This is a genomic window from Modicisalibacter tunisiensis, assembly GCF_020148005.1.
In the GTDB taxonomy this organism is placed as follows: domain Bacteria; phylum Pseudomonadota; class Gammaproteobacteria; order Pseudomonadales; family Halomonadaceae; genus Modicisalibacter; species Modicisalibacter tunisiensis.
In genome coordinates this window covers 3,139,341-3,155,920 of record NZ_JAGXFD010000001.1, presented here as the reverse complement: position 1 = coordinate 3,155,920, position 16,580 = coordinate 3,139,341, and the positions used below count along the sequence as shown (strand labels likewise).

The window sequence follows — 16,580 nt, the reverse complement described above, 5'->3', positions numbered from 1 at the left end:
CCGCCTATGATACTCACCTGCCCGCCCAGATTGAAGGCCGCGACCCCGCTCGCTGATGGCACGACCGCGGCCGGACGTTCAGGCGCGACCGGTCAGCAGCACCCAGCCGTCACGCTCGACCGGCTCGTCCATGGCCAGTCCCTGATCGCGGTAGGCGGCGAGCACGTCCTCGGCCTGGTGGGCGAGAATGCCCGACAGCGCCAGGCGGCCGCCGGGGGCGACGTGGCCGGCGATGGTCGGCGCGAGTTCGACGAGCGGCCCGGCGAGGATGTTGGCGAGCACGACCGCGAAACGTTCCGCGGGCAGCGTCTCGGGCTGGTGGAGGAGCAGCCGGTCCGCGGCGATGGCGTTGCGCTCGGCGTTGTCACGTGTCGCCAGCAGCGCCTGGGGGTCGATGTCGGTGCCCGTCGCGGCGCTTGCGCCCAGCTTGAGGGCGGCGAGCGCCAGGATGCCGGAACCGCAGCCGACGTCGAGCACCCGTTGGCCGTCGAGGAGGCCATCGACGCTGAGCCCGTCGAGCCAGCCCAGGCACAGCGCGGTGGTGGGATGGGTGCCGGTGCCGAAGGCCAGGCCCGGGTCGAGGCGCAGGTTGACGGCCTCGGCATCCGGCGCGTCATGCCAGCTGGGCACGATCCACAGCCGCTGCCCCATGCGCAGGGGCTCGAAGCCGTCCATCCACTCGCGCTCCCAGTCACGGTCGGCGAGCAGCTCGTACTCGATGGCCGGGCAGGGCTCGTCGCCCATCGCCGCCGCCCAGCCCTGACGGACCCGCTCGAGCATCGCCTCGACGCCTTCAAGGTCATCGTAGAGGCCGGTCAGCACGGTCTCCTGCCACAGTGGCGTGCTGCCGCGCTCCGGCTCGAAGACCGGGTCGTCGTGGGCGTCCTGCAGGGTGATGGCCTGGGCGCCCTCGGCGAGCAGCAGGTCCTCGAGGGTCTCGGCCTGGTCCGGCGCGATGCGGGCCTTGAGTTGCAGCCAGGGCATGACGGTCTCCTCGGCAAGCCCGGCTCACTCGCCGAGCTTCTTCTCCAGGTAATGGATGTTGACGCCACCCTGCTGGAAGGCGCCGTCGCGGACCAGATCCTTCTGCAGGTCGATGTTGGTCTTGATGCCTTCCACCAGCAGCTCGTCGAGGGCGTTGCGCATGCGCGTCAGGGCATTGGTGCGATCCGCGCCCCAGGTGATCAGCTTGCCGATCAGCGAGTCGTAATGGGGCGGCACGCTGTAGCCGGTGTACAGGTGCGAGTCCATGCGCACGCCGAGCCCGCCGGGAGCGTGGTAGAGGTCCACCTTGCCGGGGGAGGGCATGAAGGTGCGCGCGTCCTCGGCGTTGATCCGGCACTCGAAGGCGTGGCCCTTGACCTCGACATCGGCCTGCCGGATCGACAGCGGCTGGCCGGAGGCGATCAGCAGCTGCTGCTTGACGATGTCGACGCCGGTGACCATCTCGGTGACCGGGTGTTCGACCTGCACGCGGGTGTTCATCTCGATGAAGAAGAACTCGCCCTTCTCGTAGAGGAACTCGAAGGTGCCGGCACCGCGATAGCCGATCTCCAGGCAGGCATCGGTACAGGCCTTGAGCACCCGGGCGCGGGCCTCGGGATCGATGTGCGGCGCGGGCGCCTCCTCGAGCACCTTCTGGTGGCGGCGCTGCAGCGAGCAGTCGCGATCGTACAGGTGAATGGCGTTGCCCTGGCCGTCGGCCAGCACCTGGACCTCGACGTGGCGCGGCTCCTCGAGGAACTTCTCCATGTACACCGTGCCGTCGCCGAAGGCGCTGCTGGCCTCGGTCTTGGTCACGCTGACCGAGGAGAGCAGGTGGGCCTCGGTGTGCACCACGCGCATGCCGCGTCCGCCGCCGCCGGCGGCGGCCTTGATGATCACCGGATAGCCGATGCGCCGGGCGGTGGCCAGCACGGCGTCGTCGTCATCCGGCAGCGGGCCGTCGGAGCCGGGCACGGTGGGTACACCGGCCTGCTTCATGGCCTCGATGGCGCTGACCTTGTCGCCCATCAGGCGAATGGTCTCGGCGCGCGGGCCGACGAAGACGAAGCCGGAGCGCTCGACCTGCTCGGCGAAGTTGGCATTCTCCGAGAGGAAGCCGTAGCCGGGGTGGATGGCGTCGGCGTCGGTGACCTCGGCGGCGCTGATCAGCGCCGGGATGTTCAGGTAGGACTGGGCCGAGGAGGCCGGACCGATGCAGACCGCCTCGTCGGCCAGGCGCACGTGCATCAGGTCACGGTCGGCCTTGGAATGCACCGCGACGGTGCGAATGCCCAGCTCCTTGCAGGCACGCAGTATGCGCAGGGCGATCTCGCCGCGGTTGGCGATGAGTACCTTTTCCAACATGATGTGATCCGCCAGGTTGTCGCGTGAATCAGGAGATGATCAGCATCGGCTGGTCGAACTCGACCGGCTCGCCGTCCTCGACCAGGATCGCCTCGACCACGCCGTCCTGGTCGGCTTCGATCTGGTTCATCATCTTCATGGCCTCGACGATGCACACGGTCTCGCCCTTCTTGACGCTCTGGCCGACTTCGACGAACGCCTTGGCGCCCGGGGCCGGTGAACGGTAGAAGGTGCCCACCATCGGCGAGGTCACGGCATGACCGCTGGGCTGGGCCGGGGCCGGATCGGCCGGTACCGCGGGCTCGGCGCTCGGTGCCGCGGCGGGTGCGTGACTCCACTGCGGCGCGGGCGCCATGGGCTGCGCCGCGGCGCCGTTCGGGTGGCGGCTGATGCGAACCGACTCTTCACCTTCCTGAATCTCGATCTCGCTGATGTTGGATTCCTCGAGCAGCTCGATGAGTTTCTTGACCTTGCGAATGTCCATGTGTCGGCGTCTCTCGAATGGATGAATGGGGCGTGTCGTGCTGGCAGCGTCAGCCGGCAGGGCGTGACGTGCCGGTGGCCCGGGCCGGGCCCGCGGCCGCCGCGGAAAAGCGTTGCGTGGTGACCAGCGACAGCGGGTGCTCGAGCTCGGGAAAGAAAGCGGGCGGTGGGTGGCCGCTTGCCAGCGCGCGGGACGGAACTGCCGCCGGCCGCAAGGGCGTCCGGGCGACGAAAGGGTCGTGGTGTAGGGGGGGTCGGACCATGACCGTGTCCTTGAAATGGCGCTGTTAACCTGTTCCGGATTCGTTCAGATCACGGCAGGTTGCCGCAAGATGCCGTCCCTGAACATCAATAACGCAGTGCTGGCGGAGTTTGCCGAAAAACCGGGGGCTTGTCCAGCCGCGCCGCGAACAGCGTTTTCAGCGACTCGTGGCGGGGGCGGCGTCGACCTGGTTCAGCACGTCATCAAGGTGCCTGGCCAGGGTCTCGGCATCGACCTCGCCCAGCAGCCGGGACACCTTCAGTTCGCGGTTGCCGGCGAAGAACAGCAGGCCGGGCGGGCCGAACAGGCCGAAGTGATCCAGCAGGGCGCGGCTGGTCGCGTCGGTGTCGGTGACATCGGCGCGGATGCGGTGGAAGTCGGCCAGGCGCCGGGCGACGGCGGGGGCCGGAAACACCTCGTGCTCCATGATCCGGCAGGCGATGCACCACTCGGCGCTGATGTCGACGAAGGCCGGTTGGCCGCGCCGTGCGGCCCGGGCGAGCTCGCGCTGCAGGCCTTCGAGTGTCGTCACGGTGGTGAAGGTGGGCGCCGCGGCGCGGGTGTCATCCGTCGAGCCGAGGCGCAGCGGGCGTAGCGGGTCATTACCGCCCTGGGCGGCACCGAGGACCAGGGCCAGCCCCCAGCCCAGCAGCAACAGCCCCAGCGTCTGGCGCAGGCGCGGCCAGCCGGCACCCAGGCCCGGCGACAGCGCACCGAGCATCAGTGCCGTGCCCATGGCCAGCGCGGCCCACAGCAGCAGTGTCACCGGGCCGGGCAGCAGGCGCTCCACCAGCCAGATGGCGATGCCCAGCATCAGCACGCCGAAGGCGCTCTTGATACCGTTCATCCAGGCACCGGCCCGGGGCAGCAGGGCGCCGCCGAAGGTCCCCACCAGCAGCAGCGGCACGCCCATGCCCAGTGCCAGGGCCAGCAGCGCAGCACCACCCCAGAGCGCCTCGCCGGTCGCCGCGATGTAGACCAGGGCGCCGGCGAGCGGGGCCGAGACACAGGGCGACACCACCACGACCGACAGGGCGCCGGCCAGGGCGAGCCCCGCCGGTCCGCTGCGTTGCAGGCGAGTCTGCCAGGCCGACACGCGCTGGCCGAGACGCGAGGGCAGGCTCAGGTTGACGGTATCGAGCATCGCCAGGGCGAACAGCGTGAACAGCAGCGCAAAGGGAATCAGCACCCAGGGGGACTGCAGGCGGGCCTGGAGGTTGAGCCCGGCGCCGAACAGTCCCATCAGCACGCCCACGATGGCATAGGTCGCCGCCATGCCGGCGACGTAGCTGCCCGACAGCAGCAGTGCCCGCCGGTGGCCGGAGCGCTGGCCGACGATGATCGCGGCGAGAATCGGCATCATCGGCAGCACGCAGGGCGTGAACGTCAGGCCCAGCCCGGCCAGGAAGAAGCCGGTCAGGACCAGCCAGGCCGGGACATCGTTGTCGAGCAGGGCGCTGAAAGCGCTGTCCGGGGCGTCGGCGGCGGGAATCGACGCCTTGGCGGAGGCCGGGAGAGCCGGGGTGGTCGACGGATCGCCCACCGAGTCCGTGGACGCCGCGCGGGGGGCATTCGATGACGTGTCCGCCAGGCCGTCGGCCGTCGCGAAGCGCTCCGGTGGCGAGCCGGGGCGGGCGGTCAACGAGAGCGTTTCGGGGGGATAGCACAGCCCGGCCTCGGCACAGCCCTGGAAGGTGATTCGGGCCGACAGGGGCTGGTCGTCCGCCACGTCGCCCTTGATGGGCACGCGCATCACCACCGGGTCGTGGAAGACGTGCACGTCGCCCAGGTAGGGGTCGCTCTTGAAGGTGCCCGGGGGCAGCTGCGGTGCGCCCAGCGACGCCCCCGGGGTGTTCCCGGTCGCGGCGAAGCGCTGTCGGTAGAGGTAGTAGCCCTCGGCCGGCGTGAAGCCGACGTAGAGGGTGTCAGCGTCGCGCCAGGCGCTGACCCGGAAGGCTTCGTCAACCGGCAGGAAGTCGCTGCCGTCGGCCTGATTGTCCGCCAGCCAGCCGGCATGGGCGGACTGGAGGAAAAACAGGGCCGCGATCAGCAGCAGCCGGGCGGCGAATGACGCATGACGCATGATGAGTCGTCCTCGGTTGGGGCGGCGGCGACCGCGAGTGCGGCGTTGAGGGCCCGGCGTGGGGCGCCGAGCATCGCATGATAGGATACCCTTCTCATTGACCCAATTCTCATTCGTCACGCCCAAGGACGTCGTGGACATGGCTCTATCTCGCAACCGCAAGCGTCGCGCCGAGGTACTCGAGCGCCCCGAGTATGGATGGATCTGGAAACCGCTGCTGACGCTGGTCATCGTCTATCTGGTGGTCTGCCTCGGGCTGGGCATCTGGTGGAGCCAGCGCCCCGGCGACATCGTCACGGCCGACGCGGCCGATACTCCCTCGCCGGTGCGGGGGCTGGCGACGGTGACCGCGCTCGAGGGCGTGGTCGAGACCCTGCTCGACAAGCCCGGCGGCCTGTTGAGCAATGACGTCTTCCCGCCCGGCCTCTGGCTGGACAACATGCCGAGCTGGGAAGGCGGCGTGCTGGATCAGGCGCGGGTGATGGCGGCGGCACTGCCCGACCTGAGCGGCCAGACGCCGGCCGCGCTGGAGGACGCCCAGGCCGCACTGAACGCCGATCGCGGCGACTGGCTGTACCCCGGCGCCGAACGACGCTATGCCAAGGCGGTCGGCGCGCTGCAGGGCTATCAGGATGCCCTGGCCCAGTCGACGGTGTCCGGCTTCGTCGGCGATGGCAAGCCGCTGGCGGCGTGGCTGAACGCTTCGGCCCGCCACTTCCAGCGCCAGACCCAGCATCTGCTGGCCAACGTGGACGATCCCGACGCCCTGCGCGAGCTGGGCGTGAGTGACGCGGAACTGCCCGAGGCCACGCCCTGGTTCCGCATCGACAATGTCTTCTACACGGCCCGCGGCGAGGCCTGGGCGTTCACGCAGCTGCTGCGTGCCACGCGGCGCGACTATGCCGACCTCATCGCCTCGGCCGACGCCGGCGAACTCTGGGAACGGCTGATTGCCGAGCTGGAACTGGCCCAGCGGCGTGTCTGGAGTCCGGTGATTCTCAACGGCAGCGGGTTCGGGCTCTTCGCCAATCACTCCTTGGTGCTGGCCAATCATACCCAGGCCGTCGCCGAGCTGGCTCGCTCGCTGGCCGCTCGGGTGCAGGATGTCACGGTCTCCCGGCCCGAGCCGTCCCCTGCCAAGGCGGCCGATCAGCAGACGACCGACCAGCCGGCGGCCGGCCAGGCGGTGAAGGGGCCGGACACGCCCGACGCGGCGAAAGCGCAGAACGGCGAGGCTCCGGCGCCGTCCTCCGCCGCCCCGGACGCTGCCGGTCCAGAGGCTGCCACGCCGGAGGCGACCGGCAAGACCGGCGCGCACTGACCGCCGGCTCCGGCTCCCTGCCGGAGCCTGAAAACGCCGACGGGCCGCTGAATGCGGCCCGTCGGCGTCAGGGATGGCGAGTCGGCCTTACTGCTTGGTGTAGGCGGCGACGGCCTTCTCGATGGCCTTGCGCGCGGCTTCGGCATTGTCCCAGGACTCGACCTTGACCCACTTGCCCTTCTCGAGATCCTTGTAGTTCTCGAAGAAGTGGGCGATCTGCTGGCGCAGCAGTTCGGGCAGGTCGGTGACCTCCTCGACCTCGTCGTAGAGGGAGGTGAGCTTGCTGTGCGGCACACAGACCAGCTTGGCGTCCTCGCCGGCCTCGTCGGTCATGTTCAGCACGCCGACCGGACGGGCGCGGATCACGCTGCCGGGCTGGACCGGATGCGGCGTCACCACCAGGGCGTCGAGCGGGTCGCCGTCGTCGGCCAGGGTATTGGGGATGAAGCCGTAGTTGGCCGGGTAGAACATCGGCGTGGCCATGAAGCGGTCGACGACCAGCGCATCCATATCCTTGTCGATCTCGTACTTGATCGGCGCATGGTTGGCCGGAATCTCGATCGCCACGTAGACGTCGTTGGGGAGATCCTTGCCGGCGGGAATCTGGTTGAAGCTCATCGTCGAATCCTTGCGTTGGGCTGTTGGGCTGGATGACAGAAAGACTGGCCGGATTATACGAACTGTATCCGGCGATTGCCATGCCGCCCGAGGGGCCGTCGCCGTCATGGCCGATGCCGTGCGAGCGTGTATGATAGTCACGCCGCGTGACGAGCAAGGAGACCCGGTTGGCGGAACAAGCGCTGTCTTTGAGTTATGGCCAGGCCTTCGTGGCGCCCGAGCGGCGCCGGCATCGCAGCTCGATGTCGGTGCTGGTGCCCGAGGATGCCGCGGCTCTGGGGGCCAAGGGGGTCTGTGCGCTGATCAGCGATTCCATCTGGCGCAACGCGATCGCCAAGCAGGCCGGCGACCTCAGCGTGCGGGGCTTCCTGACCGACTACTACTCGACCCCGGCCCACTGGGAGGTCAAGGACTCGGCCACGCGGGTGCTGCGGGCGCTCAACAGCTGGAGCCATAGCCAGAGCCGCTACATCGAGGGAGGCAGCTACGTCAGCTCGATGTCGGCCATCGTCTTCCGTGGCGCGGAGGCGCACCTCTTCCACATGGGCGACACCCTGGTCTTTCGCCTGCGCGGGGCTGAGTTCGAGCAGCTCTCGCGCGACCACGTCACCGACCTGGGCGGTTACCGCTACCCGTCCCGCGCGCTGGGGCTCGACGGCAACCTGGACATCGACTATGACCGGCTGCCCCTGAAGCAGGGCGACCTCTTCCTGTTCACCACCCGCGCGGTGCGGGGCACCCTGATGCCTTCCGACTACGTGCAGCTGATCCGCTCCGACGTCAGCGACCTGGACGCGGCCTGCGAGCGGCTGGCCGAGGCCGCCCAGCAGCGTGCCGGTGCACGCGGCTACGATGCCGAGCAGTTCTGCTTCCAGCTGGTGCGCATCGATCGCCTGCCGGAGCGTGAGCCCGACGCCCCCGAGCCGGTGTACGGCAGCATGCCCGTGCCGCCGGAGCTGGACGTGGGGGAGCGCCTCGACGGGTTCGAGGTGCTGGCCGTGCTGTCGCGGACCGCCAAGACACGGGTCTACCGGGTACGCGACGTCCACGGCGGGCGCGAGATGGTGCTGCGCGCGCCGAGTCCCGAGCTCTCCAGCCGCAATGCCTACCTCGAGCACTTTCTGCTGCAGCAGTGGATCGTCGATCGGGTACGCTCGCCGTTCATTCCCCGGCGCATCGACATCGGGCGCCCCCACCGTTACCTCTACTACCTGACGGAGCCGGTGAACGGCGAGACGCTCGCCGACTGGGCGCGCCGTCACCCGCAGGCCACGCTGTCCCAGCGGCTGGACATCGCGCGCCAGCTGGCCAAGGCCGTGCAGGCCCTGCACCGGCGCGACGTGCTCTTCCAGCAGCTGAGGCCCGACACGATACTGCTCGACCCGCACGGGCGGGTGGTGCTGGGCTTCTTCGGCGCCTGCCACCGGCGCGAGGACGACGCCATGGCCCGCGAGCTGGCCCGCGAGGTGGGGCTCAGCGAGCACAGCGCGCCGGAGTATGCCCTGGACACGGAGGTGGGGCGGCGCAGCGACCAGTACTCGCTGGCTTCGGTGATCTACTGGCTGCTGACCGGAAGGCTGCCCTATGCGCAGCCACCGCATGAGCTGCGCAGCCACACCGGCCTCGAGCAGATGCACTATCGCAGTGCACGGCTGGTCAATCCCGAGGTGCCGGTGGCCCTCGACGAGGCCCTCAAGCGGGCGCTGGACCCGCAGCGGGCGCTGCGCTTCCGCCGCTTGTCGGAGTTCCTGCTGGCCCTGCGCGACCCGCGCCGTGCTTCCGCGGAGGAGGAAAGGCCCGCGCTGCGCGAGCCGGCCAACCTCTGGCAGGCGGTCGCCGGCGTGCTGCTGCTGCTGCTGGTGCTGTCCTGGCTGATTCGCTGAGTTCGCCCCGCCCGCCGGCAAGTCGCGGCGGGCGGGGGCGGCCCTCACAGTTCGAAGGTGGGCAGCTTGCGCTCGACCTTGGCCAGCTTCAGCGAGGCGAACATGGGCAGGCCGTTCTCGAACGGCGGGAAGTCCTCGCCCTGGATCAGCGGCGCCAGGTAGCGCCGGCAGACGGGCGTGATGCCGAAGCCGTCCTCGCGGATGAAGTCGCGGGGCATGAACTTCTCCTTGTTGGCGACCTCGGCCAGCGGGGCGGCCTCGACGCGCCACTCGTAGGGGTCGTCGCTGACGCGCTTGATGGCCGGCATCATGGCGTTCTTGCCGGCCAGCGCCAGCTCCACCGCCTCCCTGCCCACGGCATAGGCCTGGTCGACATCGGTCTTCGAGGCCAGGTGGCGCGCGGCGCGCTGCAGATAGTCGGCGACCGCCCAGTGGTACTTGTAGCCCAGATCCTGCTTGATCATGCCGGCCAGGGTCGGCGCCACGCCGCCCAGCTGGCGGTGACCGAAGGCGTCGGTGTTGCCGGCGTCGGCCAGGAAGGTGCCGTCCGCGTAGCGTGCGCCCTCTGAGACCACCACCACGCAGTAGCCATAGCGCTTGACCGACTCCTCGACACGCTTCATCACCGCGCCGCGGTCGAAGGCCACCTCGGGGAAGATCACCAGGTGCGGCGGCTCGCCCTCGCCGTTGCCGGCCAGCGCGCCGGCGGCGGCGATCCAGCCGGCGTGGCGCCCCATGACCTCGAGCACGAAGACCTTGGTCGAGGTGGCGCACATCGAGGCGATGTCCAGCGCCGCCTCGCGGGTGGAGGTGGCGATGTACTTGGCGACGCTGCCGAAGCCGGGCGAGTTGTCGGTGATCGGCAGGTCGTTATCGACCGTCTTGGGCACGTGGATGGCGGTCAGCGGGTAGCCCATCTTCTCGGAGAGCTGGGAGACCTTGAGGCAGGTATCGGCGCTGTCGCCGCCGCCGTTGTAGAAGAAGTAGCGGATGTCGTGGGCCTTGAAGACCTCGATCAGGCGCTCGTACTGGGCGCGGTGGCTCTCGATGTCCTTGAGCTTGTAGCGGCAGGAGCCGAAGGCGCCGCCCGGGGTGTGGCGCAGGGCACGGATGGCCTCGTCGGACTCCTGGGAGACGTCGATCAGGTCTTCCGTCAGGGCGCCGATGATGCCGTTGTGTCCGGCATACACCTTGCCGATCCGATCGCCGTGACGGCGGCACGCTTCGATCACGCCGCAGGCACTGGCGTTGATGACGGCGGTGACGCCACCGGACTGGGCATAGAAGGCATTGTGCTGGGCCATGGGGCTTCCTTTGCTCCTGCTGGTCATTGGGCTTGCGAGGGGGGAACGACCGTGCATCATAGCCGAAAGCGGCGCCAGCTGCACGGCGGCGGGCCTGTGGCGCCGGTCGAGAGCCCCATGCTAGGCTCACCCGCCTGTGGCGGCGCCCGCACGGCGTCCCGGCGACTCACTCCGGCGGGGAACTCCTGACATGCATGTGCATATCCTTGGTATCTGCGGCACCTTCATGGGCAGCCTGGCCCTGCTCGCCCGCGAGCGGGGGCTGACGGTCAGCGGCTCGGATGCCAACGTCTACCCGCCGATGAGTACCCAGCTCGAGGCCGCCGGCATCGCCCTGTGCGACGGCTATGCCGCCGAGAACCTCTCGCCGCGCCCCGACCTGGTGGTGGTCGGCAATGCGCTCTCCCGCGGCAACCCGGAAGTGGAGGCGCTGCTCGAGGCCCGCCTTCCGTATGTCTCCGGGCCCCAGTGGCTGGCCGAGCACATCCTGCCCGGGCGGCGCGTGCTGGCGGTGGCCGGCACCCACGGCAAGACCACCACCGCCAGCCTGCTGGCCTGGCTGCTGGAGTCCGCCGGGATGAGTCCGGGATTCCTGATCGGCGGGGTGCCGCGCAACTTCGGTATCTCGGCGCGCCTCGGCGCCCCCGATGCGCCCTTCGTGGTCGAGGCTGACGAGTACGACACGGCCTTCTTCGACAAGCGTTCCAAGTTCGTGCATTACCGGCCGGATGTGGTGGTGCTCAACAACCTGGAGTTCGACCATGCCGACATCTTCCCCGACCTGGCGGCCATCGAGCGCCAGTTCCATCACCTGCTGCGCACCGTGCCCGGCGACGGGCGGGTGCTGGCCGCCGATGGCGAGCCGGCCCTCGAGCGGGTCCTGGCAATGGGCTGCTGGACGCCGGTCGAGCGCTTCGGGGACGCGGCGGACAGCGCCTGGCGCTGGGCCTCGGAGCGTGCCGACGACGGGCGCTTTCGCGTGATGCACGGCAATGAGGATGCCGTGGTCGAGTGGTCGCTGAGCGGCGCGCACAACGCCCGCAATGCCCTGGGGGCGCTGGCCGCGGCGGCAACCTGTGGCGTCGATCTGGCGCGGGGCTGCGCGGCGCTTTCGCGCTTCGCCTCGCCGCGGCGGCGCCAGGAGGTGCGCGGGCAGGTCGCCGGCATTCAGGTGATCGACGACTTCGCCCATCACCCCACGGCCATCCAGGCCACCCTGCACGGCCTGCGCGCGGCGACCCCGAACGGGCGGCTGCTGGCGGTGATCGAACCGCGCTCCAACACCATGCGCCTGGGCACCCTCAAGGCGCGCCTCGGCGAGAGCGTGGCCGACGCGGATGCCGTGTGGTGGTATCAGCCGCCCGGCCTGGACTGGTCGCTGGATGCGGTGGTGGCCGCCTCGCCGGTGCCGGCACAGCGGGCCGACGACCTCGAGGCGCTGGTGGCGACCCTCGCCGAGACGGCGCGCCCCGGCGATCGGCTGGTGGTGATGTCCAACGGCGGCTTCGGCGGCATCCACGAGAAGTTGCTGGCCGCCCTGGAGGCCCGCCATGGCTGAGCGCGAAACCTTCGAGCCGCCGGTGACGGTGGCATTGACCGGGGCCTCCGGCGCCCAGTACGGGCTGCGCCTGATCGACTGCCTGGTCGCGGCCGGCCACGAGGTCTGGGTGATGATTTCCAAGGCCGCGCACATGGTGATCGCCACCGAGACCGACGTGCACCTGCCGGCCCAGCCGGCGCGCCTGGCCGAGGCGCTGATCGAACGCAGCCGGGCGAGACCGGGCCAGATCCGCTGCTTCGGCCGCGAGGACTGGATGGCGCCGGTGGCGTCGGGTTCCGGGGCGCCGAGCACCATGGTCATCTGCCCCTGCTCGACGGGCACGCTGTCGGCGGTGGCCACCGGGGCGAGCAACAACCTCATCGAGCGCGCCGCCGACGTGGCGCTCAAGGAGCGCCGGCAACTGGTGCTGGTGCCGCGGGAGAGCCCGCTGTCGGCGATCCACCTGGAGCACATGCTCGCGCTCAGTCGCCTGGGTGCGGTGATACTGCCGGCGGCGCCCGGCTTCTATCACCGCCCGGCGAGCGTCGACGAGCTGATCGACTTCATCGTCGCACGGATCCTCAACCAGCTGGGCATCGCTCACACGCTGATGCCGCGCTGGGGGGAGTAGGCCAGGCCGTCACCCTGTCGATTCTCGGATTCGCAACACGGAACCCTGCCTGATGATCAATCCTTCGCTGCTGTCGGTCTTTATCCCGACTTTCTTCATGGTGTCGCTGACCCCGGGCATGTGCATGACGCTGTCGATGGTGCTGGGCATGACGGTGGGGGTGCGCCGGGCCCTGTGGATGATGATCGGCGAGCTGCTGGGGGTGGGGCTGGTGGCGGCCGCCGCCGGTGGCGGGGTGGCGACGCTGATGCTGCGCCAGCCGGCGCTGTTCGCGATCTTCAAGTGGCTGGGCGGGGCCTATCTCGCCTGGCTGGGCTGGCAGATGTGGCGCTCGCGTGGACGCATGGCGATTCCCGATGAACCGCGCGCCGCCCGCGACGTCTCGCGGGGGCAGCTGTTCGTCCAGGGGTTCGTCACCGCCGTGGCCAACCCCAAGGGCTGGGCCTTCTTCATCGCCCTGCTGCCGCCGTTTCTCGATGCCCGCCTGGCGCTGGCGCCGCAGCTGAGCTGGCTGGTGGGCATGATCCTGTCGATCGAACTGTGCTGTCTGCTGCTCTATGCCGTCGGCGGGCGCACGGCGAGCCATCTGCTCAGCCGCAGTGGCAATGTGCGCCTGCTCAACCGCATTGCCGGGACCCTGATGGTCGGGGTGGGGGCCTGGCTGGCGCTGGGCTGAGAGGGTGCTTACAAATGACTGCGCTCGGCCATACGGCGTTGAAATCAGTTTCAAAAGGCTCATTTACCCTCTCGTGAACTCGTGTGCAAGCCCAGTCCGCTTTCGCGGCTGATTTCGCCTTGCCTGACCGTCGCTCGTGACTTTTGTAAACTCCCTCTGCGCACGGCTCAGGCGTGCGGCAGCCAGGCGAGGCGCGCCGCCAGCAGGACCGCGGAGGCCAGCAGCAGGGCCAGCCACGGCGGGCGTGGCGGCCGGCGGGCGGCGAAGCGGTGGTAGCTCAGGCGCACGAGGGCACAGACCACCAGCCCCAGCAGGGCGCCACCCACCAGGTCGCTGAGCCAGTGCACGCCGATCACCAGGCGTGACAGGGCCATGGGCACGCAGATCAGCACCGCCAGCCAGTAGGCCGACGCCCGGTAGCGCGGTGCCAGGCCGTCGGCGACGAAGGCGGCGGCCAGGCCGTAGAGCACCACGGCGGTCGAGGTGTGCGCGCTGGGGTAGGAGAATGATCCGGCGAGGTAGTCGGGGATGTCGGGGCGTACGCGCCCTGCCAGGTGCTTGAACAGCGTGTTGGCCAGGGCGATGCCGCCCAGGGCGCCGAGCCAGTGCAGTCCGAGGGCGACCAGTTTCCGCCGGGCCATCCAGGCCAGCCAGGGGACGACCAGGGCGATGACGCCGTAGGTGTCACCGAGCCTGGCCATGAGCTCGGCCAGTCGGGTGAGCCGCGGATGCTGGAGATCGACGAGCAGGGCCTGGAGCTGCTGGTCCATGGGCAGCGGGCCGTCCTGGTGCAGCACCCACAGCGTCCACCCCGAGAGGGCGGCGAGGCTGGTCAGCAGCAGCAGCAGCGACGCCAGCGGCACGCCGCTGTCGGTGCCCGCGGGCACCAGTGCCTCCCACAGCCGGCGCCCGCCCGGGTGGCGGTCGGCGAGGGCGGCCAGCCGGCGATAGGTCCAGCCGTCATGGTCGAGCTGGCGGCGCAGCAGCGAGAACGTGACCAGCAGGCCGACCACCAGCATCGCCAGCATGATCAGCCAGCGTCGGCTGTCGTGGGGCAGGGCCAGCAGTTGCTGCCAGGTGCGGCCCAGCAGATAGCCCGGCAGCACATAGGCCGGGGCCCAGAGCAGCGCCGAGCCGATGTTGGACCACAGGAAGGTGGCGGGTCGCATGTGCATCATGCCCGCGATCAACGGCACCACCGGACGTACCGGCCCCACGAAACGCCCGATCAGCACCGAGAGCACGCCGTGGCGCTGGAAGAAGCGGGCGCCGCGGGCCAGCCATTCGGGGTGGCGCCGGAATGGCCAGAGCGTGGGAATGCGCTCGCGGTAGCGGTAGCCCAGCAGGAAGCTCATGCCGTCGCCGAGGATGGCGCCCGCGGCGGCGGCCAGCAGGGCCAGGGTGATGGACAGCTCGTGATGCCCCGCCAGGGAGGCGGCGGCGGTGATCAGCACCACCCCGGGAACCAGCAGGCCGACCACAGCCAGCGACTCGACCAGGGCGATGAGCAGGAAGATCAGGTACAGCCAGCCGGGTGACGGGGTGAGCGTCGAGATCCAGTCGGTTGCGGTCACGGACTTGGCTCCAGCAGTTTCAGGCCGGCCGCCGCCAGGCGCTGTTCGAAGCGTTCGAGGGTGTCGCCGGGCAGCAGGTGTTCGCTGCGGATGCGTGCCTGAATGGCCCCGGTTTCGGCGAAGACGTCACGGTTCAGGGCCTGCAGGAGTCGCTCGCGAACGATCAGGGCGCCGGCCTCGCCGGTATCCGGCAGCAGCAGCCAGAACAGCGAGTCGCGCTCCCGGCCGAGCAGATCGTGCTGGCGGCAGTTGGCCTGGATGGTGGCGCAGGCGCGAGTGAGCAGGGCCTGCAGCAGATGGCTGCCGAACTGCTCCTCGGCCATTTCCAGCTGGGGCAGGTGGATCACCAGCACGGCCAGCGGGCGCTTGAGCGCGCGGCCACGCTCCACTTCGGCCGTCAGGCGCAGTGCCAGGGCATGGTGTGACAGGGCATCGCACTGGGCATCGGGCTGTTCGCTGTCCCGCCGCGGAAAGCGACGCTGGAGCGCCAGTCGGGCGGGGAGCGACAACAGGCCGATCAGGGTCAGGTAGGCGAGCCCGGCCTGCCAGAGCATCGGGATCGGGACGGCCAGCAGCAGCCAGACCGGGGTCAGCGACAGATTGAGCAGCGTCGCCGGTGCCAGCGGCAGCAGCAGGAAGGTCAGGGTCGGGGGGACGCCGAGCCAGAGCCAGGCCTGAGTGTCATGAGCCGCGAGGTCGGCGGCGGTCAGCAGGTAGCCGCTGATCAGGACCGCATAGGTCGCCATGCGGTGCAGACCGGGGTTGGCCAGGCGCACGAACAGCGCGCCGGCCAGCAGCAGGGTCAGCAGGGCCGGCAGCAGGATCGCCTCGTAATGCCCCATCAGGTAGTGCCAGAGGGCGTGGCTGGCGATCAGCAGCATCCCCCCGATATACACGACGAGAAACAGGCGGTCGTAGTCGCGCTGGGAGAAGTCGCGCATTCACAGGGCTCCCGCGTCGGTGACCGGCTGGTTCTGCAGCGTCAGGGCGCGGATCTGCTCGGGCAGCGCCAGCGCCGGGGTCAGGCCGGCAAGGCGCAGATGGGCGCCGGCCGGCAGGGCGGCCTGCAGGTGGGTCTGGCGCTGACGGGATTCCGCCGGGGTCCGGCTGATGAGGATGGCGGCCAGGGTGCGACGATCGCACTGGTAGAGCCCCTCGTAGCGGCGCACATGCCGATCCAGCAGGCGCGCCAGTTCGGCGAGCTGGCCGGGGCGTGCCTGGAGCAGGACCAGCATGGCGGAAGAGCCCTCGCGGTCGGTACGCGCGATCTCGCGGCTCAGGTCGCGCTCCAGTTGCCGGCGTGAGTGAACGGCAATGCCGGGCAGGGTCAGGGGGCGCCAGTCGGCATGACGTCGCGATCGCTGAAAGGCCACGGCCTGGCCGCAGGCCAGCAGCCCCAGGGCGGCCAGCACCAGGGCGGCGAGCAGGCGTGTCTCGGTGGGCAGCAGCGGCTGGACCTGCCAGTAACCGACGACCGTCAGCAGCAGGACAGCCAGGCGCATCGGCAGCGGCTGGGGCAGGGCGAGCACGCCGACCCAGCCCCACAGCCACATCGGATAGCGCTCGGGGGCTTCGAGCAGGGCGAGGGTCAGCAGCATCGCGAGCAGGGCCGGCAGCCACACCTCCGCGGCGCGCCAGTTCCCGTCGGCGCGGTGCCAGAGCCAGATCAGGCCCGGGGCGGCCAGCGCCAGTACCAGGCGCAACAGGGTGTCCTGCGCCCCCGCCGCCAGCAGCAGCAGGGTCGCGGCGGTCATCAGGACGAGCCGGCGGTGGTCCCTCGCTTTGAACTTGCTCTCCATGGTGGCTTAGTATTGATCTCCATTTCGAATAGCCGACACTGTACGATACCCGCCCCT

Annotated in this window: 15 protein-coding genes; 5 read left to right on the top strand and 10 right to left on the bottom strand. The window is 69.9% G+C overall.

What is annotated here, in order from left to right; translation table 11 throughout:
- Positions 1–78 precede the first annotated feature (78 nt).
- The 5 genes from prmA to dsbD form a co-directional block, all read right to left on the bottom strand.
- The gene (gene prmA / locus KGQ91_RS14765) at positions 79–984 is read right to left on the bottom strand and encodes a 50S ribosomal protein L11 methyltransferase (RefSeq protein ID WP_224421329.1); all 906 of its coding nucleotides are present in this window, start codon (positions 982–984) and stop codon (positions 79–81) included.
- A gap of 24 nt (positions 985–1,008) precedes the next feature.
- Positions 1,009–2,349, bottom strand: coding sequence for an acetyl-CoA carboxylase biotin carboxylase subunit (gene accC / locus KGQ91_RS14760; protein ID WP_224421328.1), 1,341 nt, complete (start codon positions 2,347–2,349; stop codon positions 1,009–1,011).
- A gap of 28 nt (positions 2,350–2,377) precedes the next feature.
- The gene (accB, locus tag KGQ91_RS14755; protein WP_163649103.1) at positions 2,378–2,833 is read right to left on the bottom strand and encodes an acetyl-CoA carboxylase biotin carboxyl carrier protein; all 456 of its coding nucleotides are present in this window, start codon (positions 2,831–2,833) and stop codon (positions 2,378–2,380) included.
- A gap of 49 nt (positions 2,834–2,882) precedes the next feature.
- Positions 2,883–3,095, bottom strand: a complete 213-nt coding sequence (locus KGQ91_RS14750) for a hypothetical protein (RefSeq protein ID WP_163649102.1) — start codon at positions 3,093–3,095, stop codon at positions 2,883–2,885.
- Between the two features lie 156 nt (positions 3,096–3,251).
- Complete coding sequence (dsbD, locus tag KGQ91_RS14745) at positions 3,252–5,177, bottom strand: protein-disulfide reductase DsbD (protein ID WP_224421327.1); 1,926 nt, start codon at positions 5,175–5,177, stop codon at positions 3,252–3,254.
- 139 nt (positions 5,178–5,316) lie between these two features.
- Here dsbD and KGQ91_RS14740 point away from each other — a divergent pair, with 139 nt between their 5' ends.
- Positions 5,317–6,498 (top strand): DUF2333 family protein, encoded by a 1,182-nt coding sequence (locus tag KGQ91_RS14740; RefSeq protein WP_224421326.1) that lies wholly within the window; start codon positions 5,317–5,319, stop codon positions 6,496–6,498.
- Positions 6,499–6,585: 87 nt separating this feature from the next.
- On the opposite strand, the gene ppa is transcribed toward KGQ91_RS14740, so the two are convergent.
- Positions 6,586–7,116: an inorganic diphosphatase gene (ppa, locus tag KGQ91_RS14735; protein ID WP_163649100.1), complete on the bottom strand. Its 531-nt coding sequence runs from the start codon at positions 7,114–7,116 to the stop codon at positions 6,586–6,588.
- 167 nt (positions 7,117–7,283) lie between these two features.
- Here ppa and KGQ91_RS14730 point away from each other — a divergent pair, with 167 nt between their 5' ends.
- Entirely contained in the window at positions 7,284–8,999 is a 1,716-nt protein-coding gene (locus KGQ91_RS14730; RefSeq protein WP_163649099.1) for a bifunctional protein-serine/threonine kinase/phosphatase, read from the top strand.
- A 44-nt stretch (positions 9,000–9,043) separates the two neighbouring features.
- On the opposite strand, the gene KGQ91_RS14725 is transcribed toward KGQ91_RS14730, so the two are convergent.
- Positions 9,044–10,303, bottom strand: coding sequence for a 6-phosphofructokinase (locus KGQ91_RS14725; protein WP_163649098.1), 1,260 nt, complete (start codon positions 10,301–10,303; stop codon positions 9,044–9,046).
- Between the two features lie 190 nt (positions 10,304–10,493).
- Here KGQ91_RS14725 and mpl point away from each other — a divergent pair, with 190 nt between their 5' ends.
- From mpl to KGQ91_RS14710, 3 genes are read left to right on the top strand one after another with little or no spacing between them, the layout of a single operon-like run.
- Entirely contained in the window at positions 10,494–11,861 is a 1,368-nt protein-coding gene (mpl, locus tag KGQ91_RS14720; RefSeq protein WP_163649097.1) for a UDP-N-acetylmuramate:L-alanyl-gamma-D-glutamyl-meso-diaminopimelate ligase, read from the top strand.
- Complete coding sequence (locus KGQ91_RS14715; protein WP_163649096.1) at positions 11,854–12,474, top strand: flavin prenyltransferase UbiX; 621 nt, start codon at positions 11,854–11,856, stop codon at positions 12,472–12,474. Before mpl ends, KGQ91_RS14715 begins: the two co-directional genes overlap by 8 nt.
- 52 nt (positions 12,475–12,526) lie before the next feature.
- The gene (locus KGQ91_RS14710; protein ID WP_205596238.1) at positions 12,527–13,150 is read left to right on the top strand and encodes a LysE family translocator; all 624 of its coding nucleotides are present in this window, start codon (positions 12,527–12,529) and stop codon (positions 13,148–13,150) included.
- A 167-nt stretch (positions 13,151–13,317) separates the two neighbouring features.
- On the opposite strand, the gene KGQ91_RS14705 is transcribed toward KGQ91_RS14710, so the two are convergent.
- Genes KGQ91_RS14705 through KGQ91_RS14695 form a run of 3 tightly spaced genes read right to left on the bottom strand, consistent with a single transcriptional unit; the run spans position 13,318 to position 16,478 of the window.
- Positions 13,318–14,724, bottom strand: coding sequence for a bifunctional DedA family/phosphatase PAP2 family protein (locus KGQ91_RS14705; protein ID WP_163649095.1), 1,407 nt, complete (start codon positions 14,722–14,724; stop codon positions 13,318–13,320).
- Positions 14,721–15,665 (bottom strand): diguanylate cyclase domain-containing protein, encoded by a 945-nt coding sequence (locus tag KGQ91_RS14700; protein WP_163649094.1) that lies wholly within the window; start codon positions 15,663–15,665, stop codon positions 14,721–14,723. The genes KGQ91_RS14705 and KGQ91_RS14700 overlap by 4 nt, the downstream gene beginning before the upstream one ends.
- Positions 15,666–16,478, bottom strand: a complete 813-nt coding sequence (locus tag KGQ91_RS14695; RefSeq protein WP_224421325.1) for a hypothetical protein — start codon at positions 16,476–16,478, stop codon at positions 15,666–15,668. It lies immediately after the preceding gene.
- Positions 16,479–16,580 lie beyond the last annotated feature (102 nt).